At 61.8% G+C, this 21,276-nt stretch carries 21 protein-coding genes and 1 pseudogene; 18 read left to right on the top strand and 4 right to left on the bottom strand.

What is annotated here, in order from left to right:
* The first annotated feature begins 7 nt into the window (after nt 1-7).
* Entirely contained in the window at nt 8-733 is a 726-nt protein-coding gene (locus AWB67_RS28640; protein ID WP_235025372.1) for an AraC family transcriptional regulator, read from the top strand.
* A 324-nt stretch (nt 734-1,057) separates the two neighbouring features.
* Nucleotides 1,058-1,471: a response regulator gene (locus tag AWB67_RS28635; protein ID WP_087659570.1), complete on the top strand. Its 414-nt coding sequence runs from the start codon at nt 1,058-1,060 to the stop codon at nt 1,469-1,471.
* Nucleotides 1,472-1,524: 53 nt separating this feature from the next.
* Here AWB67_RS28635 and AWB67_RS41485 read toward each other — a convergent pair whose 3' ends face one another.
* Nucleotides 1,525-1,695 (bottom strand): hypothetical protein, encoded by a 171-nt coding sequence (locus AWB67_RS41485; protein ID WP_181505566.1) that lies wholly within the window; start codon nt 1,693-1,695, stop codon nt 1,525-1,527.
* Between the two features lie 130 nt (nt 1,696-1,825).
* Between AWB67_RS41485 and AWB67_RS28630 the strand changes: the two genes are divergently transcribed.
* The 4 genes from AWB67_RS28630 (at nt 1,826) to AWB67_RS28615 (ending at nt 6,501) form a co-directional block, all read left to right on the top strand.
* On the top strand, nt 1,826-2,497 hold the full coding sequence (locus AWB67_RS28630; protein WP_087659569.1) for a glutathione S-transferase: 672 nt from the start codon (nt 1,826-1,828) through the stop codon (nt 2,495-2,497).
* Nucleotides 2,498-2,579: 82 nt separating this feature from the next.
* Nucleotides 2,580-4,217 carry an ATP-binding domain-containing protein gene (locus AWB67_RS28625; RefSeq protein WP_087659568.1) on the top strand — a complete coding sequence of 546 codons (1,638 nt, stop codon included), beginning with the start codon at nt 2,580-2,582 and terminating at the stop codon, nt 4,215-4,217.
* A complete protein-coding gene (locus tag AWB67_RS28620; RefSeq protein WP_087659567.1) occupies nt 4,217-4,699 on the top strand; it encodes a putative pterin-binding protein in 483 nt (160 codons plus the stop codon). Before AWB67_RS28625 ends, AWB67_RS28620 begins: the two co-directional genes overlap by 1 nt.
* Nucleotides 4,696-6,501, top strand: a complete 1,806-nt coding sequence (locus tag AWB67_RS28615) for an ATP-binding response regulator (protein ID WP_087659566.1) — start codon at nt 4,696-4,698, stop codon at nt 6,499-6,501. Before AWB67_RS28620 ends, AWB67_RS28615 begins: the two co-directional genes overlap by 4 nt.
* A gap of 7 nt (nt 6,502-6,508) precedes the next feature.
* On the opposite strand, the gene AWB67_RS28610 is transcribed toward AWB67_RS28615, so the two are convergent.
* Together AWB67_RS28610 and AWB67_RS28605 are read right to left on the bottom strand one after the other, a co-directional pair.
* Nucleotides 6,509-7,363, bottom strand: a complete 855-nt coding sequence (locus AWB67_RS28610) for a helix-turn-helix domain-containing protein (protein WP_087659565.1) — start codon at nt 7,361-7,363, stop codon at nt 6,509-6,511.
* Nucleotides 7,364-7,566: 203 nt separating this feature from the next.
* A complete protein-coding gene (locus AWB67_RS28605; protein ID WP_087659564.1) occupies nt 7,567-7,857 on the bottom strand; it encodes a hypothetical protein in 291 nt (96 codons plus the stop codon).
* 201 nt (nt 7,858-8,058) lie between these two features.
* Between AWB67_RS28605 and AWB67_RS28600 the strand changes: the two genes are divergently transcribed.
* From AWB67_RS28600 to lra1, 4 genes are read left to right on the top strand one after another with little or no spacing between them, the layout of a single operon-like run.
* Nucleotides 8,059-8,811: an SDR family NAD(P)-dependent oxidoreductase gene (locus AWB67_RS28600; protein ID WP_087659563.1), complete on the top strand. Its 753-nt coding sequence runs from the start codon at nt 8,059-8,061 to the stop codon at nt 8,809-8,811.
* 32 nt (nt 8,812-8,843) lie between these two features.
* Nucleotides 8,844-10,166: an MFS transporter gene (locus tag AWB67_RS28595; RefSeq protein WP_087659562.1), complete on the top strand. Its 1,323-nt coding sequence runs from the start codon at nt 8,844-8,846 to the stop codon at nt 10,164-10,166.
* Between the two features lie 31 nt (nt 10,167-10,197).
* Nucleotides 10,198-11,376 (top strand): L-rhamnonate dehydratase, encoded by a 1,179-nt coding sequence (gene rhmD, locus AWB67_RS28590; RefSeq protein ID WP_087659561.1) that lies wholly within the window; start codon nt 10,198-10,200, stop codon nt 11,374-11,376.
* Nucleotides 11,377-11,386: 10 nt separating this feature from the next.
* Nucleotides 11,387-12,169, top strand: a complete 783-nt coding sequence (lra1, locus tag AWB67_RS28585; protein ID WP_087659560.1) for an L-rhamnose 1-dehydrogenase Lra1 — start codon at nt 11,387-11,389, stop codon at nt 12,167-12,169.
* Here lra1 and AWB67_RS28580 read toward each other — a convergent pair.
* The gene (locus AWB67_RS28580) at nt 12,156-13,106 is read right to left on the bottom strand and encodes a LysR family transcriptional regulator (RefSeq protein ID WP_087659577.1); all 951 of its coding nucleotides are present in this window, start codon (nt 13,104-13,106) and stop codon (nt 12,156-12,158) included. The genes lra1 and AWB67_RS28580 overlap by 14 nt on opposite strands.
* Nucleotides 13,107-13,253: 147 nt before the next feature.
* On the opposite strand from AWB67_RS28580, the gene rhaM reads away from it, so the two are divergent.
* The 8 genes and pseudogenes from rhaM to AWB67_RS28545 form a co-directional block, all read left to right on the top strand.
* Nucleotides 13,254-13,568: an L-rhamnose mutarotase gene (rhaM, locus tag AWB67_RS28575; protein WP_087659559.1), complete on the top strand. Its 315-nt coding sequence runs from the start codon at nt 13,254-13,256 to the stop codon at nt 13,566-13,568.
* Nucleotides 13,569-13,603: 35 nt separating this feature from the next.
* Complete coding sequence (locus tag AWB67_RS28570; RefSeq protein WP_087659558.1) at nt 13,604-14,494, top strand: amidohydrolase family protein; 891 nt, start codon at nt 13,604-13,606, stop codon at nt 14,492-14,494.
* A 15-nt stretch (nt 14,495-14,509) separates the two neighbouring features.
* The gene (locus tag AWB67_RS28565) at nt 14,510-16,033 is read left to right on the top strand and encodes a sugar ABC transporter ATP-binding protein (RefSeq protein ID WP_087659557.1); all 1,524 of its coding nucleotides are present in this window, start codon (nt 14,510-14,512) and stop codon (nt 16,031-16,033) included.
* Complete coding sequence (locus tag AWB67_RS28560; protein ID WP_125474105.1) at nt 16,030-17,070, top strand: ABC transporter permease; 1,041 nt, start codon at nt 16,030-16,032, stop codon at nt 17,068-17,070. Before AWB67_RS28565 ends, AWB67_RS28560 begins: the two co-directional genes overlap by 4 nt.
* Entirely contained in the window at nt 17,063-18,067 is a 1,005-nt protein-coding gene (locus AWB67_RS28555) for an ABC transporter permease (protein ID WP_025527864.1), read from the top strand. The genes AWB67_RS28560 and AWB67_RS28555 overlap by 8 nt, the downstream gene beginning before the upstream one ends.
* A gap of 69 nt (nt 18,068-18,136) precedes the next feature.
* On the top strand, nt 18,137-19,150 hold the full coding sequence (gene rhaS, locus AWB67_RS28550) for a rhamnose ABC transporter substrate-binding protein (RefSeq protein ID WP_087659555.1): 1,014 nt from the start codon (nt 18,137-18,139) through the stop codon (nt 19,148-19,150).
* Between the two features lie 349 nt (nt 19,151-19,499).
* Complete coding sequence (locus tag AWB67_RS39800) at nt 19,500-20,057, top strand: hypothetical protein (protein ID WP_125477709.1); 558 nt, start codon at nt 19,500-19,502, stop codon at nt 20,055-20,057.
* Between the two features lie 2 nt (nt 20,058-20,059).
* Nucleotides 20,060-21,276, top strand: a pseudogene (locus AWB67_RS28545) (hypothetical protein); the annotation flags it as partial.

The raw sequence follows: 21,276 nt of genomic DNA, 5'->3' as shown, positions 1-21,276 counted from the left end.
CGATGCGATGCTTCAGCACTTCATGTTGCTCGCGCCCGTGTTCGACGCGCTGCCCGACGTCGTCTTCTTCGTAAAGGATGCCGAGGCGCGCTACGCGATGGTGAACCGCACGTTAGCGCGCCGCTGTGGCCAGAAGGACAAGCAGGCGCTGATCGGCCGGACCGCCGAGGATGTTTTCCCGCGCCGCTTCGGACGCATCTACACAGCGCAGGACAAGGCGATCATTGCAGAAGGCAATCAGCTGATCGATCAGTTGGAATTGCATCTCTACGCGGGCCGCGAGCCCGGCTGGTGCATGACCTGCAAGCAGCCTCTCTACGATGCATCGGGGAAAGTGATCGGCGTCGTGGGCATTTCGCGCGACCTTCAGGCGGCCGAGGGCACGCATCCGGCTTACAGCAGGCTCGCGGCGGTCGTACAGCACATCCAGGAAAATTACGTGCAGCCGCTGAACATGCGGCAACTGGCGGCGATGGCGAACATGTCGATCGCGCAACTCGAGCGCTACTTTCACAAGGTCTTTCACCTGACGCCGCGCCAGGTGCTGTTGAAAACACGGCTCGATGCCGCGACAGCGCTTCTGATCACGAACGACAAGGTCACCGATGTCGCCGCGCTCTGTGGCTACACGGACCACAGCGCGTTCACGCGCCAGTTCAAGGCGACGGTCGGCATCACGCCCACCGAATACCGCTCGCTGCTCCACGCCGGCATGACGCCCGAAAAAGTCTGACGAGAAAAGCGGGCACGATCATTCCCGGAATTACACGATCGTACTTATCGACGCCACCGCACGGTGCGCGAAAAGCCCGCCGACGACCGCGCCACAAGGATTTGCGGTGTACGAGCATTCCGGCCTGCTTTTTGCTCAAAAGGATGCGGGATACTTCTGTGTCCTGGCACCGCGCTGGTTTCGCACCGGCCATGCGCGGCCCATCAACCGATCAACAATGGTGCTGCCGGAATCCATGTCGCGACCCTGACGCACGAAGGGTCGAGCGGCCACGCAGTAGAATCGCTTGCATATGAATTCCGCTTTTGGCAGTTTGAAAACAAAATGATGAACGAAGTAGCAAGACTGGGGCATGCCCGGATCGTGCTGATTGAAGACGATCCGGAGAGCAGGGAAGCATTGCAGATGCTGCTGGAGGAGGAAGGCGCGGATGTCGTTGCCGTCGCCGATGCCGAGGAGGGCGCCGAGACCGCCATCCGCCTCATGCCCGATGCAGTGATCTGCGACATCGACCTTCCGATGATGGACGGTTTCTACCTGATACAACGTTTGCGCGACTACGAGATTCGAGGCAACTTGCCGCCTTCGGTCGCGATCGCGCTGACGGGCCACGACGGCGACGAGTATCGATTGCGAAGTATCGGCGAGGGCTTTCAGCACTTCATGACGAAGCCCGCTCGTCCTGATGAACTCGTCACGCTGATCCACAATTCGCTGAACGCGCGAGTGCTTTCGTAACCAATGAAGAAGGGGCGCCGCGGCGCCCCTTTCTGCTTTATATGTGAACCCGGCTATGACCGGTCGCGGTTGCGCGCCCGCGTGGCGCCCGTAATGACGGCGATGCCGAGCAGAATCACGCAGACGATCAAGATCGTGTGCTGCGCGACGTGCATGGAGACGAGCGCCCACGCAACGCCGCCGATGAAGATCAGCCAGCCCACCAGATAAATGACGAGGGTCATCGAATTCTCCTTTTCATGCTGTCGTTGTCTTTCGTGATTATTGAAAGGCCTTCCCTTGTTCGACGCTTTCACGCCGATAAGTTCAGCGGCGCCGGGTGCAGCCCTGCAAACATCATTCCATCCCATCCCTATGCTCATCGTCCACCACTTAAACAACTCCCGCTCGCAACGCGTGCTCTGGATGCTCGAAGAACTCGGCGTCGACTATGAACTGAAGCGCTATCAGCGCGACCCGAAGACGATGCTCGCGCCCGCCGAGCTGCGCGCCGTGCATCCGCTCGGCAAGTCGCCCGTTATCACGGACGACGGCATCACCATCGCCGAGTCGGGCGCGATCATCGAATATCTCGTCGACCATTACGGGCAGGGTCGCTTCGCGCCGCCGCCCGGCGCATCGCCCGAACGCGTGCGCTACAACTACTGGATGCACTACGCGGAAGGCTCGGCGATGCCGCCGCTGCTGCTCAAGCTCGTCGCGCTGCGCATCGGCAGCGCGAAGATGCCGTTTTTCGTGAAGCCGGTCGCGCGCCGCATCGCCGCGACGATGCAGAGCAGCTTCATCGATCCGCAGCTCAAGCTGCATTTCGGCTACGTCGAAGGCGAGCTCGCGAAGTCGGAATGGTTCGTCGGCAACGAGTTCAGCGCGGCCGACGTCCAGATGAGCTTCCCGCTCGAAGCCGCAAGCCACCGTGCGGGCGCAAACAGGCTGCCGCACATTCGCGCGTTCCTCGAACGAATCCACGCGCGGCCGGCGTATCGGCGGGCGCTGGAGCGCGGCGGAAAGTACGACTTTGCCGATTGACACGGCGCCCGGCGAGCAAGGCGCGTTGCGTACAATGGCGCACACGTCATCCACGTAGTGCGTTGAATCGCAAAGGCTGAGCATGGCTCGAATCGTTCCCGACGACTGGAAAAACCTCGAAGCAACCGGCGCCGCCGTGCGCGAAATCGAGACGCTCTCGCTGCTCGAAAAGCTCCCCGACGACTACACGGTCTATCACGGCGTCCACTGGACGCGGATCAACGAAGGGTTTTCCGTCTTCGGCGAAGCGGATTTCGTAGTCGTCGCGCCGTCGGGCCGCGTGCTCGTCATTGAAATGAAGGCGGGCTTCCTGCGCGAAACCAACGCCGGGTTGGTCAAGGTCTATCTGCAGAAGGAACGCAACGTCGCGATCCAGCTCGCGCGCACGCTCGAAAACCTGCATCGGCGCTTCACGGCCGCGTTCGGCGCGGGCACGTATCGCATCGAAGAGCTGCTGTATTGCCCGGACTACACGGTGAAGGATGCGTCGATCGCGGGCGTGCCGGCCGCGCGCATCGTCGATGCAAGCCGCAAGCGCAAGCTGGCTTCCGTCGTGCTGGAAATCCTGCCGCCGGACGAACCGCGCTTCGATTCGGCCGCACGCATCCACCATTTCCTCGCCGACGAACTCGCGCTCACGCCCGATACCAACGCGCTCGTCGGGCAGGCGGACATGCTCGTGACGCGCCTGTCGGGCGGCCTCGCGACGTGGGCGCGCCGCCTCGAATTCGAGCCGTTTCGCCTGCGCGTGATCGGCACGGCGGGTTCCGGCAAGACGCAGCTCGCGGTGCAGGTGATGCGCGATGCCGTCGCGAAGGGAAATAGCGTGCTGTACGTCTGCTTCAACCGGCCGCTCGCCGATCACATCCGGCTCGTCGCGCCGTCCGAGGCGAAGATCGCGAACTATCACCAGTTGAGCGCGGCGGTGGCGCGCGATGCCGGCAGTCCTCCCGACTTCAGCCAGCCGAACGTGTTCACGACGCTCGAAGAACGCTTCGCGAACGTGCCGGTGCCGGAGCACTGGAAGTTCGACGTGTTGGTCGTCGACGAAGGCCAGGACTTCTACGCCGCCTGGGTCGATGCGCTCGCGCGGCTGCTCAAGCCCGAAGGCGCGTGGTGGTGGCTCGAAGACCCGATGCAGAACCTGTATTTCCGCGAAAGCGTGCCGTTGCCCGGCTGGACGACGCTGCGCGAATCCACCAACTATCGCAGTCCGCGCGATCTGCTCGCGTATATCCGGCGCATCGTCGGGCGCGGCGTCCGGCTCGATGCGGGCAGCCCGTTCGACGGCTCGGAAGTGAGCGTTTCGACCTACGCGCCCGGCCACGCCGACGAAGTCATCGAAGCGACCAAGCGCGCGATCACGCAGGCGCTTTCGCTCGGCTTCAGGAAGCAGGACATCGCGGTGCTGTCATTTCGCGGGCGCGAGGGGTCGGTGCTGACGGCCGTCGAGCATCTTGGACCGCATCGGCTGCGCAGCTTCACCGGCGGCTACGACCTGTTCGGCAACCCGGAGTATCGCGAGGGCGACGTGCTGCTCGAATCGATCTATCGCTTCAAGGGGCAGTCCGCGCCGTGCGTGATCCTGACCGAAGTCGATTTCGACGGACTCGACGAACAGGCCGCGCGCAAGTTTTTCGTCGGCGCCACGCGAGCGACGATGAAGCTGATCGTTGTCGCGTCGGAGCGCGCTTCGAAGGCTTTCGACGAGGCGCGCTGATGAAACTGCGGCTGCTCTGCTTCTTTTTCGTCGTGATGGCCCAAGCTGCACACGCCACGCCGCTCGCGCTCGACGTGCAGGGAAAAATTACAAGGAGCAACGACGTCTCGCACACGGTCTATCACATGACCGACGCGGAATTGCTGGGCCTGCCCGTTCACACGATCACGACCTCGACGCGCTGGACGCCCAAGTCGACCTTCACCGGGCCGCTTGTAACCGACGTGCTGAAACGCGTCGGTGCGACGGGCGACGTCGTGGAACTGCGCACCCTCGACGACTACACGGTGAGCGTGACTGTCGCCGACGCGCGTCGCTACGGCGCGATCCTCGCGTACAGCATGAACGGCAAGCGGCTCGAGATCCGTGACTTCGGCCCGCTCTTTCTGATCTATCCCCGCGACGCGTACCCATCCGAACTGACCGGCGCGCTCGCCGACGCGAAATTCGTGTGGCAGGTGAAAGCGCTGATTCTCAAATGAAGGCGCCATCGCTGCGACGCCTCTGGTACGCGGCGCTGATCGCGCTGGCGATTGCGCCGCCGATCGGGGCGGTCGCGTACATGCTCTATACCGGCCTGCTCGTGAAGCAGCCGCCGCAAGTCGTCATTCCGTACGACGGTTTCTACTGGGACGCCGCGCAACTGGAAGTCGCCTACGGGCGCTTCGCGAATCAGGTGCTGCTGTATCGCAATGGCATCGACGAGGACGCGTCCGCCGTGATGCTGCGTTACGAAATTCTCCAGTCGAAGCTGAACGTGGCCGCCGCATCGACGCAGATGCTGGCCGAGCACGAACCGTTGAGAAGCCGTCAGGAAGAGATCGTGCGGCAGCTCGGCACGGCGCTCGCGTCGGTCTCGGGCGATGTCGAGAACATCCGGACGGAGCCGCAACGGACGCTGCGCATCACCGGCGTGCTGCGCCAGAACCTCGCGGCCGTGAGCGAGTTGTCCAACGGCCGCCGCATGGTGGACGTGGCCGAGCGCGAGCACATCGTGAGCGACTTCGAGACCAAGCGCCGCTATCTGATCTACGGAGGCATTCTGCTCGCGCTGCTGTCGGCGGCGGCGACCACGCTGCTGCTGCTCAACGGCTATCGACGCACGCGCCTGATCGACCAGCAGCGCGCCGCGCTCGAAGCCGAGCATCAGGCGACGCGCGCTGCGCGCGAGGCGAGCGTCGCCAAGGACACGTTCCTCGGCATGATCAGCCACGAGCTGCGCACGCCACTGCACGCGATCGTATCGTCGGTGGAATTGCTCGGGCTGAACCTGCACGAAGACGCCGATCGCAAGATCATCCAGCGGCTGGAAACTGGCGCGCGCCATCTTGAAGCGCAGATGCGCGACCTGACCGATTACGCGCGACTCGGCGCGGGCAAGCTCGAATTGCGAATATCGGTGTTCGAGCCGATCGAACTGCTCGACTCGATCGTCGATGCGAACACGCCGGCCGCCGCCGCGAAGGGGCTCGCGTTGCGCGGGCAGTTCGTCGGGCTACGCGGGCTGATCGAATCTGACCCGCACCGGCTGCGGCAGATCGTGACCAACCTCGTCACCAACGCGATCAAATATACCGACGCCGGCTCCATCGACGTGCGCTTCGAGCACATGGAAGCGCGGCTCGATATTTCCGTGATTGATACCGGCCCGGGCATCGCGCGCGAGCAGCTTCCGCTGATCTTCCAGGAGTTTACGCAACTCGATTCGTCGAGCACGCGGCGTTTCGACGGCGCCGGAATGGGGCTCGCTGTCGTGCGCGGGCTGGTGAATCTGCTGGGCGGAAGGATCGAAGTGTCGAGCGAAGTTGGGCAGGGCGCGGCGTTTCGCGTGAGTTTGCCGGCGCCGTCGGTGGAAAGCCTGCCGGAAGGCCGCGAGATTGCCGCCGATCTCGAACCGATGCAGAAATCGCGCGTCCTCGTGATCGACGACCACGAATCGATTCGCGAATCGCTGAGCGAAATGCTCACGCACCTCGGCTATTCAGTCGTGTCGATGGGCGACGTGGACAGCGCGCTCGCCTGGCTCGCCGCGAACGAGGCCGACGTGATCCTCGCCGACCTGCACATGCCGGGCAAGGACGGCTATTCGTTCGCGAACGAATATCGCGGGCGGCGCGGTTCGGGCGCGAGCGTACCGATCATCGCGGTGAGCGCTTACGCGCCGGAACTCGTCGATCCGCGCGCGGCCATTCTATTCTTCGATTATTTGTTGAAGCCGGTGCGCTATGAGGTGCTGCGAGGCGCCGTGGCACGCGCGGTGTCGGCGACGCGGAGAATTTCCTGAGCGGTTTTTACGAGCGCAACAGCCGCTTGGAAAGATCCGCGACAAGAATCGCCAGCCGCGCAGGCTTCTCGAAGCACGCGACGTTGTAATCGCGAATCACCTGGCTGATGTCCGATTCGCTTGCCTTGCCGGTCGTCAGTTCGCCCGTGAGAACGAAGACGGGCGCGTCCGGGTTGTCGGACTCGCGCACCGCGCGGATCGCGCCCGCGGAGGTATGCACGCCGAATAGCCAGTCGATCACGACCGCGTCGAACACTTGCGTCTGCAGCGCTTCCAGGAACGCGTCGAGGTTGTAGAACGCGATCGCCGTGTAACCGGTGCATTCCAGATAGTCGTGCAGGTTGTCGGCGGAGGCCTGATCGTCGTCGACGACCGCGATCACCGGCTTTTCCATATCGGCGCGGCGCGGCTGAATTTCGATCTTGTGAACGTCGAAAGCAGCGTGCAGCAGCACGCCTTCGTGCTTGGTCACGAGCCAGCGGTTGTTCAGTTTTTGCGCAATGAAATCGGGCCGGCTGCCCGCATCGAGCGCCGCGCCGACCCAAGCCATGCACGGAATTTCCGCCGATCCCAGCTTGAACACGGCGTCGTGCGCAGTGCCTTCGGTGTCGTCGACATCGGCGTTTTTTGCATCGAAGAGCTGGAGCGCGGGTTCGTCGAATGCATCGGCGACGCGGCGGATTTGCGTGAGTGTCCACGGACTGTTGCCGCGCAGCTTGCGATGACCCTGCGAAAAACTAAGATCGAGGATGCGGCAGAGCTCGGCGGTCTGCTGGCGCTTGCCGATACCATGACGGCTCATGAGCTCGCGCACGCGCTCGGCGACAGCGAGCGATTCCGATGAAGATGTTTCAGTGACCATTGCCGATTCGACGGTGAGAGCGCTTGATTTCCTGCTTGGGCAGCGTGCAGACGATGCGCGCACGGCAGGGTGTTGTTATCGAATGCCGCCACATTGTAAAGCGGTTTGACGGATCGCAAAAAACGCGGATCTGGACGGGGCACGAGCGTGCCCCGTTTGCAACCCGCGCACTGGCCGCGCGCGGGCTTCACAGCCAATGACGGTCAACCGCCGGAAGCGGGCGCGTCCATCGTCGACGAACCTTTCTTCTTCATGTTCTTGTGCGACATGCCGGAAGACTTCGACTGTCCCATCGTGTTGCCGCCGGTCGCGGTGGAATTGGAGCCTGTCGTGCCGTTGGCATTGGGCGTGGACATGCCGGTGCCGCCCTGGCCCGCGCCGTTGCCGCCCGCCGATCCGCCGCCCGCACCGCCGCCCGCACCCTGCGCAAAGGCAGCGCCGGACAGGCTCAGCACAAGTGCCGATATCAGCATGCTTTTCGTAGCGAGTTTCATGGTTATCTCCTTGAGTTGATTTGGAAGTCGCATTCGATGTCGATGCGACTGCGCAGTTTGTCTACTGCAATCGGCGTGCCGCGTCGGCGGGATGCGATCCGCTTTCGCTATCACGCCATCCAGAAGACGAATTGTTCCGCTATTGCCGCGCCTCTATAGTTGCTTCAACTCGAAAGACAACCAGCAACCAAGGAGACACACATGAACCAGATCGATCTGGCGGGACGGACGGTCGTCGTGACGGGCGGCGCGCGCGGGATTGGCTACGCGGTCGCTCAGCGCTCGCTTAAATCGGGCGGGCAGGTCGCGTTGTGGGACATCGACGCCGAGCGCCTGCAACGCGCCAGCGACGAACTCGCGCCTTTGGGCAAAGTCAGCACGGCGGTGGTCGAGCTTACCGACGAGGCCTCCGTCGAAGCCGCCGTGCAGAACACGCTCGCCGCACACGGCAAGATCGACGTGCTCGTGAACAACGCGGGCATCACCGGCGGCAACGGCACGACCTGGGAACTCGCACCCGACGTGTGGCGCCGCGTCATCGACGTGAACCTGATCGGCCCGTACCTCACGTGCCGCGCGATCGTGCCGCACATGCTGAAGAACGGCTACGGGCGGATCGTGAACATTGCGTCGGTGGCGGGCAAGGAGGGCAATCCGAACGCGTCGCACTACAGCGCCTCGAAGGCCGGGCTGATCGGGCTCACGAAATCGCTCGGCAAGGAGCTCGCGACGAAGAACATCCTCGTCAACGCGGTCACGCCGGCCGCGGCCAAGACCGAAATCTTCGATTCGATGTCGCAGCAGCACATCGACTACATGCTCTCGAAAATTCCGATGAGCCGCTTTCTTCAGCCGGACGAAGCGGCGTCGCTGATCCTGTGGCTGTCGTCCGAGGATTGCGCGTTCAGCACGGGCGCGGTGTTCGACCTTTCAGGCGGACGCGCGACGTACTGATCGCCGCGCCGTACAAAAAACTGGAGACAAGCATGAGCGATCCGCAATGCGCGGAGGACGCAGTCACGGCCAAAGTCATGCGCCATCTGCTGCCTTTCCTCCTTCTGATGTACGTGCTCGCGTTTCTCGACCGCGCGAACATCGGCTTCGCGCAAAAGGCGCTGCAGCAGGACACCGGTCTCTCGAATGCCGCGTTCGCGTTCGGCGCAGGCGTGTTTTTCGTCGGCTATGCGCTTTTCGAGGTGCCGAGCAACCTGCTGTTGCATCGCGTCGGCGCGAAGCTCTGGATGTGCCGGATCATGGTGACGTGGGGCCTCGTCTCGGCGGCGATGGCGTTCGCGCATTCGTCGACCACGTTCTACGTGTTGCGCTTCCTGCTCGGCGTGGCGGAGGCGGGGTTCTTTCCTGGCATCGTCTATTACCTCACGCGCTGGTTTCCGCAATCGGCGCGGGCGCGGGCGCTCGGTGTCTTCTACTTCGGCGCGCCGCTCGCGTTCATCTTCGGCAGTCCGCTGTCGGGCTTGCTGCTCGATCTGCATGGCGCGTTCGGTTTTGCGGGCTGGCAGTGGCTGTTCGTGGTCGAAGGCGGACTGGCGTCGATCGTCGGCGTGTGGGCGTTCTGGTATCTCGACAACGAGCCGTCGAAGGCGAAATGGCTGCGTGACGACGAGCGCCAGTTGCTCACCGCGCGCATCGAACACGATGCGCGCGCGGCCGGCTCGCACGGACCGCATAGCGTGCTCGGCGCGCTGGTCGACGTGCGCGTGCTGATTCTTTCGAGCGTCTACTTCCTCATCCAGATCGCGGTGTATGGCGTGATCTTCTATCTGCCGCAACAGGTCGCGGCGCTCCTCGGCACGAAAGTCGGCCTGCAAGTCGGCCTCGTGACCGCGATTCCGTGGCTGTGCGCCGTCGTCGTGACGTGGTTCGTGCCGCGCTACGCCGATCGCACCGGCACGCATAGGCGGCTCGCAGTGACGCTGCTCTTGATCGCCGGGACGGGCATCGCGGTGTCGGGGCTCGCGAGCCATCCGCTTGTCTCGATGATCGCGCTCTGCTTTGCCGCGAGCAGCTTCATCAGCGCGCAGCCGCTCTTCTGGACCTTCCCGACGCGTTATCTCGCCGGCGCCGCGGCCGCGGCCGGCATCGCGCTGATCAATTCGCTCGGCAGCCTCGGCGGCTTCGTCGCGCCGATGCTGCGCACGGCGGCGGAGCAGGCGTATGCATCGAAGAGTGCGGGGCTCGTCGCGCTCGGCGTGGCGAGCGTGCTGGCGGCGCTCGTGATCGTCGTGTTCGTGCGCCAGCCGAAAGCCGCCGACTACGCGCAGCAAAGCAAAGCCGCCAAAGCGTCATAACCACACATCCTACAAACGGAGTCCGATCATCATGTCCATGCCAACCATCCGGCAAGTGCGCGCCTTCACCGTCCGGGGCGGCGGCGCCGATTATCACGACCAGGGCGCCGATCACTGGATCGACGATCACATCTCCACGCCGATGGCACGCTACCCCGAGTATCGCCAGAGCCGCCAGTCGTTCGGCATCAACGTGCTCGGCTCGCTCGTCGTCGAGATCGAGGCGAGCGACGGCACTGTCGGCTTCGCGGTGACCACAGGCGGTGAAGTGGGCGCGTTCATCGTCGAGAAGCATTTGGCGCGCTTTCTCGAAGGCCAGCGCGTGACCGACATCGAGAAGATGTGGGACCAGATGTACTTCGCGACGCTCTACTACGGCCGCAAGGGCATCGTGCTGAACGCGATTTCGGGCGTCGATCTCGCGTTGTGGGATCTGCTCGCGAAGGTGCGGAAGGAACCGGTGTTCCAGCTGCTCGGCGGACCCGTGCGCGACGAACTGCAGTTCTACGCGACCGGTGCGCGCCCTGATCTCGCGAAGGAGATGGGCTTCATCGGCGGGAAGATGCCGTTGCAGCACGGGCCGGCTGAAGGCGAGGAAGGGCTCGCGAAGAACATCGCGAAGCTCGCGGACATGCGCTCGAAAGTCGGCGATGACTTCTGGCTGATGTTCGACTGCTGGATGAGTCTCGACGTGACCTATGCGAAGCGCCTCGCGAATGCGGCGCACGAACACGGCCTGAAGTGGATCGAAGAAGCGCTTTCTCCAGACGATTATTGGGGTTACGCCGAACTGCGCCGCTCGGTGCCGCGCGGCATGATGGTGACGACCGGCGAGCACGAGGCGACGCGCTGGGGCTTTCGCATGTTGCTCGAGATGGGATGCGCCGATTTGATTCAGCCGGACGTGGGCTGGTGCGGCGGCATCACGGAGCTCATCAAGATTTCGGCGCTGGCGGATGCGCATAACGTGCTCGTCGTGCCGCACGGCTCGTCGGTGTACAGCTATCACTTCGTCGTGACGCGTCACAACTCGCCGTTCGCCGAGTTCCTGATGATGGCGCCCAAGGCCGATGAAGTCGTGCCGATGTTCACGCCGCTTTTGCTCGATGAACCCGTGCCCGTGAATGGCCGCATGAAGGTGCCGGAGACGCCGGGTTTCGGCGTGCGGCTGAATCCCGAATGCGCGTTGACGCGGCCTTATTCACACTGAGGAAAACATCGTGTTGCTTGAAGACAAGGTGGTGATCGTAACCGGCGGCTCGCGCGGCATCGGGCGCGCGATCGCGGTGGCCTGCGCGAAGGAGGGCGCGGACGTCGCGCTCAATTATTGGGGCGATAACGACAAATCGTATGGGCGGCTCTCGGCGGTCGAGGAAGTGGTCGGCGAGATCGAGGCGCTGGGGCGTCGCGTGATCGCGGTCGAAGGCAACGTCGCCGAGCGCGCGACAGGCGTCGAGCTCGTGAAGCGCACGGTCGACGCGTTCGGCCACGTCGACGTGCTCGCGAGCAATGCGGGCATCTGCCCGTTCCATGCGTTTCTCGACATGCCCGCATCGGTCTACGAGACGACGGTCGCGGTGAACCTGAACGGCGCGTTCTACGTGACGCAGGCGGTCGCGAACCAGATGAAGGCGCAGGGGACGGGCGGCGCGATCGTCGCGACGAGTTCGATCAGCGCGCTCGTCGGCGGCGGCATGCAGACGCATTACACGCCGACCAAGGCAGGCGTGCATTCGCTGATGCAGTCGTGCGCGATCGCGCTCGGGCCTTACGGCATCCGCTGCAACTCGGTGATGCCGGGCACGATCGCGACCGACCTGAACGCCGACGACCTTGCGGACACCTCCAAACGCGAGTACATGGAAAAGCGCATTCCGCTAGGCCGGCTCGGCGCACCCGACGACGTCGCGCAATGCGTGGTGTTCCTCGCCTCCGATCGCGCGCGCTATGTGACAGGCGCGTCGCTGCTCGTCGATGGCGGCTTGTTCGTCAACCTGCAGTAAGCGATGCCGCCGAGTACTTGCGCAAGAGCGCGATGAAGTATTCGGCGGGCTCGCTCAGCGTTTCCTGCTTGCGGCGCAAGAGGCCGAAGCCCGAAAGGCTCTTGCCGATCTCGACGGGAAGTTCGATCAGAAGGTGCGCACGCAGATAATCGCGCACGACGGATTCAGGCAGCATCGCGACGGCGTCGCTGTTTTGCAGCAGTTGCAGCGTGGCGAATATCGACGCGCATTCGACCACGTTCGACGGTGACGAAAGCCCTGCGCGTGCGAGTTCTTCTTCGAAGAGGCCGCGCGCCGGGCTCGTGATTGGTTGCAGCACCCAGGGCCACGCGATGAGCGAGTTGAGCGAGAGAGGCGCCTTGCCCGCGAGCGAATGCGATGCGCGCACGACGAGCCGCATTGCTTCGCGCGCGAGCGGCTCGAAATCGAAGTCGTTGTGTTGCAGCGGTGTGGTAAGGCGTCCGAGCGCAAGATCGACTTCGCGGCGATGCAGCAGTTGCACGACCTGGTCGCTGGTTTCGCCGAGGATGCGCACGTTGAGGAGCGGCCGCTCGGATTTGAGCTCGGTCACCGCCATCGCGAGAACATCGGGGGCCGCGCCCATGATCGCGCCGACCGTCAGTTGACCGTGGCCGCCGCGCCGCTTGCTGTCGAGATCGGCAGCGAAGCGCGTCAGGTCCGCGAGCGAGCGGCGCGCATACGCGAGCGTCGCGGTGCCGAGCGGCGTGGGTTGCATGCCGCGCGCGTTGCGCTCGAAGAGCAGGAAGCCGAAGGCCTCTTCGATGTCGGACAGCATGCGGCTCGCGCTCGGCTGCGCGACATTGATCGCATCGGCGGCCTGGTGCAGGTTGCGGGCGTCGTCGAGTGCGACGAGCAGCGCCAGGTGCTTGAATTTGAGGCGGTTGACGAGTGCAAGCTGGGAGACGTTTTCGTTCATTGCGGCGCGCTCGAGCGATACGGTTTTGCGATCGGCCAATCCTGCAATCGGATTGTGATGTTATCGGTCGGCGCATTATAGTCGCAGCACAAGAGCCTGGATAAACATACTTTCAACGGTCGAAAAAACGATCAAAGGGCGGCCGCAATGGAGACACTTGCGTTTCGAATGACGCTCAAGCCGGGCATGCGCAACGAGTACGAACGGCGCCATCGCGAGATATGGCCCGTGCTCGCCGACGCGCTCGTCGCCGCCGGCATCCGCGATTACTGGATCTTTCTCGACGAATCGACGAACCATCTGTTCGCCACGTTCAAGCGCGAAGCGACGCATTCGACCGACGCGCTGCCGCAACTTCCGATCATGCGCAAATGGTGGGATTACATGGCCGAGCTGATGGAGACGAACGCGGACAGCTCGCCCGTCACGACGCCGCTCGTTCCTGTCTTTCATCTTCCCTGAACCTGTCTTTCATCGAGCGGCACGAGGGCACCAACATGCAGGTTGTCGATCCGCATATTCACTTGTGGGACCTGAAAACGCATCACTATCCGTGGCTCGCGAATCCGCAGACATCGTTCCTCGGCGATGCGCGGGACCTGAAGCACGATTACCTGATCAGCGATTTGCTGCGCGAGGCGGGCGAGGTCGAGGTGCTCAAGGTCGTGCACGTCGATGCGAATCACGATCCGGCCGATCCTGTCGAAGAGACGCGCTGGTTGCAAGGCATCGCCGACGGTGAAGGGCGCGGCATGCCGAACGGCATCGTCGCGTATGCGGATTTGTCGGCGGAAAACGCCGAGGCCGTGCTCGAAGCGCATGCAGCTTTCAGCAACACGCGCGGTATCCGGCAGATCCTAAACGTGCATGAGAAGCCGCTTTATGACTACGTGGGGCGTCATTTCATGCGTGAACCCGTGTGGCGCCGGAATTTTGCGTTGCTCAGGCGTCATGCGATGTCGTTCGATATGCAACTATATCCGTCGCAAATGAGCGATGCTGCAACGCTTGCACGGGAACATCCCGAGACGCAGTTCATCGTGAATCACGCGGGCATGTTTGTCGACCGGACGTCGCCGCAGGGTTATCGCGCGTGGCGCGAAGGCATGCGCACGCTTGCCGCTTGTGAAAACGTCGCGGTGAAGATCAGCGGCCTCGCGATGTTCGATCACGCGTGGACCGTAGAGAGCTTTCGGCCGTATGTGCTCGAAACCATCGATACGTTCGGCTGCGAACGCGCGATGTTCGCATCGAACTTTCCGGTGGACCGGTTGTTTGGTTCGTATGGCGCGCTTTGGAACGCGTATGCATCGATAGTTGCAGATGCAACCGGCAGTGAGAAAGATGCGCTGTTCAGAAGCAACGCGGAACGCATCTACCGAATTTAGAAAGACGGAGACAGCATGACAGACAACAAACCGCCGCGGCTCGAACTGCGGCATGCGAGCAAGTCGTTCGGGCGCGTGCGCGCGCTCGGCGATGGCAGCCTGCAGCTATGGCCTGGTGAAGTACACGCGCTGCTCGGTGAAAACGGCGCGGGCAAGTCGACGCTCGTCAAGATTCTCGCGGGCGTACATCAGCCGGACTCGGGCGAATTGCTGGTTGAAGGCATCGCGCGACGCTTCGCCAATCCCGCCGAGGCGCGCGATGCCGGCCTCGCCGTGATCTACCAGGAGCCGACGCTCTTCGCCGATCTCTCGATCGCGGAGAATATCTACATGGGCCGCCAGCCGCGCGATGGACTGCGCCGCATTCGCTACGACGCGATGAATCGTGAAGTCGATGCGCTGCTTTCTACGCTCGGCGTCAACCTGCGCGCGGAGCGACTCGTGCGCGGGTTATCGATTGCGGATCAGCAGGTGGTGGAGATCGCGAAGGCGCTGTCGCTGAATGCGAACGTGCTGATCATGGACGAGCCGACGGCCGCGCTGTCGCTGCCCGAAGTCGAGCGCCTGTTCGCGATCGTGCGCGCGTTGCGTGAACGCGACGTCGCGATCCTGTTCATCACGCATCGGCTCGACGAAGTGTTCGCGTTGACGCAGCGCATGACGATCATGCGCGATGGCGTGAAGGTCTTCGACGCACTCACCGCCGAGATGACCATCGATGCGATCGTGAGCAAGATGGTCGGCCGCGATCTCGACACGTTCTATCCGAAAGCCGATGTGGCACGCGGCGAAGTGCGGCTGTCGGTGCGCGGTCTCACGCGCGAGGGTGTGTTCAAGAACGTTTCGTTCGATGTCCACGCGGGCGAGATCGTGGCTTTGGCGGGGCTCGTCGGCGCGGGGCGCAGCGAAGTGGCGCGGGCGATTTTCGGGATCGATCCCGTCGATGCAGGCGAGGTCAAGATCGCAGGCAAACCGCTCGCGCTCGGCAAGCCGGCGACAGCGGTGCGCGCGGGCCTCGCGCTCGTGCCGGAGGATCGTCGCGCGCAAGGACTCGCGCTTGAGTTAAGCATCGCGCGCAACGCATCGCTCACGGTGCTCGGCAGGCTCGTGAAGCACGGGCTGATCAGCGCGAAAAGCGAATCGACGCTCGCCGCCGATTGGGGCAAGCGCCTTCGCCTTAAGGCGAGCGATCTCGATGCACCGGTCGGCACGCTCTCGGGTGGCAACCAGCAGAAGGTCGTGCTCGGCAAATGGCTCGCGACGAACCCGAAGGTGCTGATCATCGATGAGCCGACGCGCGGTATCGATGTCGGCGCGAAGGCGGAGGTGTATCGCACGCTCGCGGATCTTGTGCGCGAAGGCATGGCGGTGCTGATGATTTCGAGCGAACTGCCCGAAGTGCTCGGCATGGCCGATCGCGTGCTCGTGATGCATGAAGGCCGCATCAGCGCCGATATCGCGCGCGCCGATGCGAATGAAGAACGCGTGATGAGCGCCGCATTGGGCGCATCGCCGCAAGCCCTGGGACGCGCAGCATGACACGACATTCCTCAACTATGCCCGCGATGCACGCGCCGAAACACAAGCGCCCGAACCTTCTCGGCGGACTAGCAAGAAGCCGCGAAGCGACGCTCTTTGCGGTGCTGATCGCGCTTGTCGCCGCGACGGCTGCCGTGAAGCCCGAGTTCCTCAATCTGCAAAATCTGCGGGACGTCCTGCTCAATGTGTCGATCATCGGCTTGCTTACGGCGGGCATGACCGTCGTGATGCTGATGCGGCATATCGACTTGTCGGTGGCGTCGGTCGTTGGAGTGAGCGCGTATGCGGTCGGCAGCCTCTTCGTGATGTTTCCGCAGATGCCGGTGATCGTCGCGATGCTCGCGGGCATCGGCATCGGTCTTGCGATTGGCGCGGTGAACGGCGTGCTCATTACGTTCGGTCGCGTGCCGTCGCTCGTCGCCACGCTCTCCACACTCTACATCGTGCGCGGCGCTGATTATGCGTGGGTCCACGGCGGCCAGATCAACGCAACGAGCCTGCCCGATGCGTTCGCGCTCATCGCTACGGGATCGCTCTTCGGCGTGCCGAACCTCGTATTGATCGCGCTCGTCGTGCTCATCGCGCTTTCGGTGTATCTGAAGCAATATCGCGGTGGACGCGAGCATTACGCGATCGGCTCGAACCCGGAGGCCGCGCGGCTCGCAGGGATTCGCGTCGAGCGCCGCGTGATGATCGGCTTCCTGCTGTCGGGCGCGATCGCCGGACTCGCTGGCGTGCTGTGGCTTGCGCGTTTCGGCACCGTCGATGCCAGCACGGCCAAGGGCATCGAACTGCAGGTGGTCGCTGCAGCGGTCGTCGGCAGTGTCGCGATCACGGGCGGTGTGGGCACGGTGACCGGCGCGACGCTCGGTGCGCTCGTGCTCGGCGTGATCAACATCGCGCTCGTCGTTCTTCGCGTGTCGCCGTTCTGGCAGCAGGCCATCCAGGGTGCGCTGATCGTCGCGGCGATCACGCTCGATACGCTGCTTGCCCGCTCCGTCGCCAAACGCATGATGAGGAAACGCGATCATGGCTAAACCCGATTCCGCTCTGTCCACCACGAAGCGCCGCCACCTGCAATGGGAAGCGATGCTCGTGATCGTGCTCGCCGTCTCGCTGATCGGCGGACGCGTGCTCTCGCCGATGTTCCTCTCCGGCGCGAACCTCTCCAACATGCTCGCGGATTTCACCGAGATCGCGCTGATCGCCTTGCCGATGACGCTCATCATCATCGCGGCGGAGATCGATTTGTCGGTGGCGTCCGTGCTCGGTGCATCGAGCGCGCTGATGGGGGTGCTGTGGCACATGGGGTTGCCGATGCCGCTCGTCATCGCGATCGTGCTGGTCGCCGGCACCTTGGCCGGGCTGCTCAACGGCCTCGTGATCGTGCGCTTCAACCTGCCGTCGCTCGCGGTCACGATCGGCACGCTCGCGCTGTTTCGGGGGCTCGCCTACGTGTTGCTCGGCGATCAGGCTATCGCGGATTTTCCGGCGTCGTACACGGCGTTTGGCATCGAAACGATTGCCGCCACCTTCCTGCCGATGCCGTTCATCCTCGTGATACTCGGCGCCATCGTCTTCACGGTGCTGCTACAGGCGACGCCCTTCGGCCGCAGCCTCTACGCGATCGGCGCGAACCCTGTGGCCGCGCAGTTTTCGGGCATCGACGTCGCGCGTACCAAGCTCAGGCTCTTCATGCTCTCGGGCGCGATGGCGGCGCTTGCGGGCGTCGTCTACACGCTGCGCTTCACGAGCGCGCGCGGCGACAACGGTGAAGGCTTCGAGCTCTCGGTGATCGCGGCGGTGCTGTTCGGCGGCGTGAGCATTTTCGGCGGACGCGGATCGATGATCGGCGTGCTGCTGTCGCTGCTCATCATCGGCGTGTTGCGCAACGCGCTGACGCTCGCTGACGTATCGAGCGAAACGCTCACCATCGTGACCGGCGCGCTGCTGCTGTCGTCGGTATTGATCCCGAACCTCGTCGCGCGCTGGAGGGCGACGCGTGAAAAGCGCTTGATGGCGCAAACGCTTTAAGGAAGTTTTTCATAACCGGCGCGTCGAAGACTTCGTAGAAGCCGCGCGCGACATCAGGAGACTCAACAGATGTTCAGACCATTACGATCGATCCGCCAGCCGGTGCTGGCCGTTGCGTTGCTGGCGGCGTGCGTGGCGATGACGGCCAACGCTGCCGAACTCAAGAGCGGTCTCAAGATCGCTTTCGTGCCCAAGCAAATCAACAACCCGTATGAGGTGATCGCCGACGATGGCGGCATGGCGGCCATCAAGGAGATGAAGGGGCAGGGCAAGGTGGTGGGGCCGTCGGATGCGGGTGCGTCGTCGCAGGTGTCGTACATCAACACGCTCATCACGCAGAAGCAGGACGCGGTCGTGATCGCCGCGAACGATGCCAACGCGGTCGTGCCGTATCTGAAGAAGGCGATGTCGCAAGGGATCAAGGTCGTGACGTTCGACTCCGATACCGCGCCGGAAGGCCGTCAGATTTTCGTGAATCAGGCCGATTCGGAATCGATCGGACGCGGACAGATCCAGTTGCTCTCGAAGCTCGTCGGCGGCGAGGGCGAGTTCGCGATTCTCTCCGCGACGCCGAATGCGACGAACCAGAACACGTGGATCAAGTGGATGCAGGAGGAATTGAAGAAGCCCGAGTATGCGAAGCTGAAGCTCGTGAAGATCGCGTATGGCAATGACGATGATCAGAAGTCGTTCGTCGAGACGCAGGGCTTGTTGCAGGCTTATCCGAACCTGAAGGGGATCGTGGCGCCGACATCGGTCGGTATCGCGGCGGCGGCGCGCTACATCCAGTCGTCGCCGGCGAAGGGCAAGGTTGCGGTGACCGGACTCGGCACGCCGAACCAGATGCGCGCGTTCGTGAAGAACGGCACCGTGAAGGCTTTCCAGTTGTGGGATCCGGGTCAGCTCGGCTACCTCGCGGCGTTCGCGGCGGCTAATCTCGCGTCGGGGACGATCACGGGCAAGGAAGGCGAGTCGTTCGATGCGGGCAAGCTCGGCAAGCGTACGGTCGGCAAGAGCGGTGAGGTGATCCTTGGACCGCCGACCACGTTTGATAGCGCGAATATCGATAGTTTCAATTTCTAACTTGGTTGAGCAGGCAAGCCGGTTGTTCTGGCTTGCCTGTTGGTTTTTGCATTTTTCTGGTGGCGGCGCGCCACGTGCTTCCCCTTCCTCAACGCGCGTTTCTGTCTGATCGCTCAGGCGTTACGTAAGCCTTCGCTTGTTTGACTCTCAGAGGCGAATAGCTTCTTTGCCCGCCCGCGTGCGGGCTTTTTTCGCTCGCCACTGTTCAATTGGGAAATTACTCAGGCACAGGTATGCGCACGATCGTGCGGGACGAACGTATGATTACAACTGATACGACAGGCTGCGGCAGATGTTGCTCAAAAGGCACAAGGTCTTGCAAACAAGCAAACAGTGAACTTGGTGAGAAATGAAAAATTTTTACAAAACACTTATCGCCGCTATTCCACTTTTTGGGGCCTGCGCATCTTTTAAAGCTAACGAGATACCGCCTCGTACGGTACGAAACTTCCTCCTCGATATCCAAGCTGTAGCTGATTCAGATAATCTGGATAACATCAAATTCGTTGCTGAAAAGCTAAAAATAGCTTTTATTGCTAGCCCGGAAAAAGCGATTTACGACAGCAGCGGAAGAACCATCCGGGGTTTTGAAATAGCGGTCGAACCAACGGCGGAATCAATGGAATATAAAGCCGATCATTTGACGTATCGTATTTTTAGGCCTAGCCATCAGACGTTCAGTAGGGTTCTAATCTCCATACCAGTTAATTCGAGTGTCCTCTGCGTGAAACCGACTGATCTTGTATTGATATTTGGAGAGGGAGTCAAAAATTTTAGTCCGCATTTGTCATCATTTGGTTTTACGTATGAAAATAAACAGGGGGAGGGTATTAAAACCTATTTTCGATTTATCCAGCATGGCTGTCTTAGTGAATTTGGTTTCAATCAAAACATAGATAAGGAGTAGGCATGGCGATTATCACTGGAAAAGAGACGTTGTTTGGAAAAATTAAGTTGAATCAAGCTGAGATAGAATTAATCAACCGAAGCCCAATCCTTATCGGCCAACTGTTGAAATACAATCAGGATGTTGCCGATGGAAAAGTTAAGGTATTTGAGGCCAGTCCGGATTCTCCTGGAATAGGGTGGGAGATAAATGGAAAGGTAATCACGTTCGGAAAATACTGTAATACTACTTACGATCAGCTTGGCCCAACTGTTTTCGTTGGTGTATTGAGCCATGAAATCGGGCACTACTTAAACAATGCACGTGATAAGAGTGCCGATAGCAAATATGCTGCCGCCATGCGCGATGATTTTGACTTGGCCGCGATCATCGGCGTTACGAAGGAGGCTGAAGCGGCCTATAATAATATCTTCTACACGAACGGAAAAGCAACCCAGCAGTTCGACTTCAAGCTCGATAAGAGCTACACGAAGTACGACATTGCAGCGGACGGCTCGCAGACGGCAACACTTTACGGCGTGACCGGCCAAATTACTGAGGTCGCGAAGTTCAATGCGACTGGTTTCAAAGCGCAGGACATCTTCTACACGAACGGAAAAGCCACCCAGCAGTTCGACTTCAAGCTCGACAAGAGCTACACGAAGTACGACATTGCAGCAGACGGTTCGCAGACGGCAACAGTCTATGGCACGACCGGCCAGATGATTGAACTTGTCAAGTTCAATGCGGCGGGCTTCAAAACGCAGGACATTTTTTACGCCAACGGAAAAGCGACCCAGCAGTTCGACTTCAAGCTCGATAAGAGCTACACGAAGTACGACATTGCAGCAGATGGTTCGCAGATAGCGACACTTGTTGGCGTGTCCGGCCAAGTGAACGAGGTCGTGAAGTTCAGCGCCAGCGGTTTTAAGACGCAAGATATCTTTTACGCCAACGGAAAAGCGACCCAGCAATTCGACTTCAAGCTCGACAAGAGCTACACGAAGTACGACATTGCAGCAGATGGTTCGCAGATAGCGACACTTGTTGGCGTGTCCGGCCAAGTGAATGAGGTCGTGAAGTTCAGCGCCAGCGGTTTTAAGACGCAAGACATCTTTTACGCCAACGGAAAAGCAACCCAGCAATTCGACTTCAAACTCGACAAGAGCTACACGAAGTACGACATTGCAGCAGATGGTTCGCAGATAGCGACACTTGTTGGCGTGTCCGGCCAAGTGAA

It is taken from the genome of Caballeronia terrestris, assembly GCF_001544515.1.
GTDB lineage: Bacteria > Pseudomonadota > Gammaproteobacteria > Burkholderiales > Burkholderiaceae > Caballeronia > Caballeronia terrestris.
Note: the sequence above shows the minus strand (reverse complement) of the source record. Positions and strands in the feature narration are given on the sequence as shown.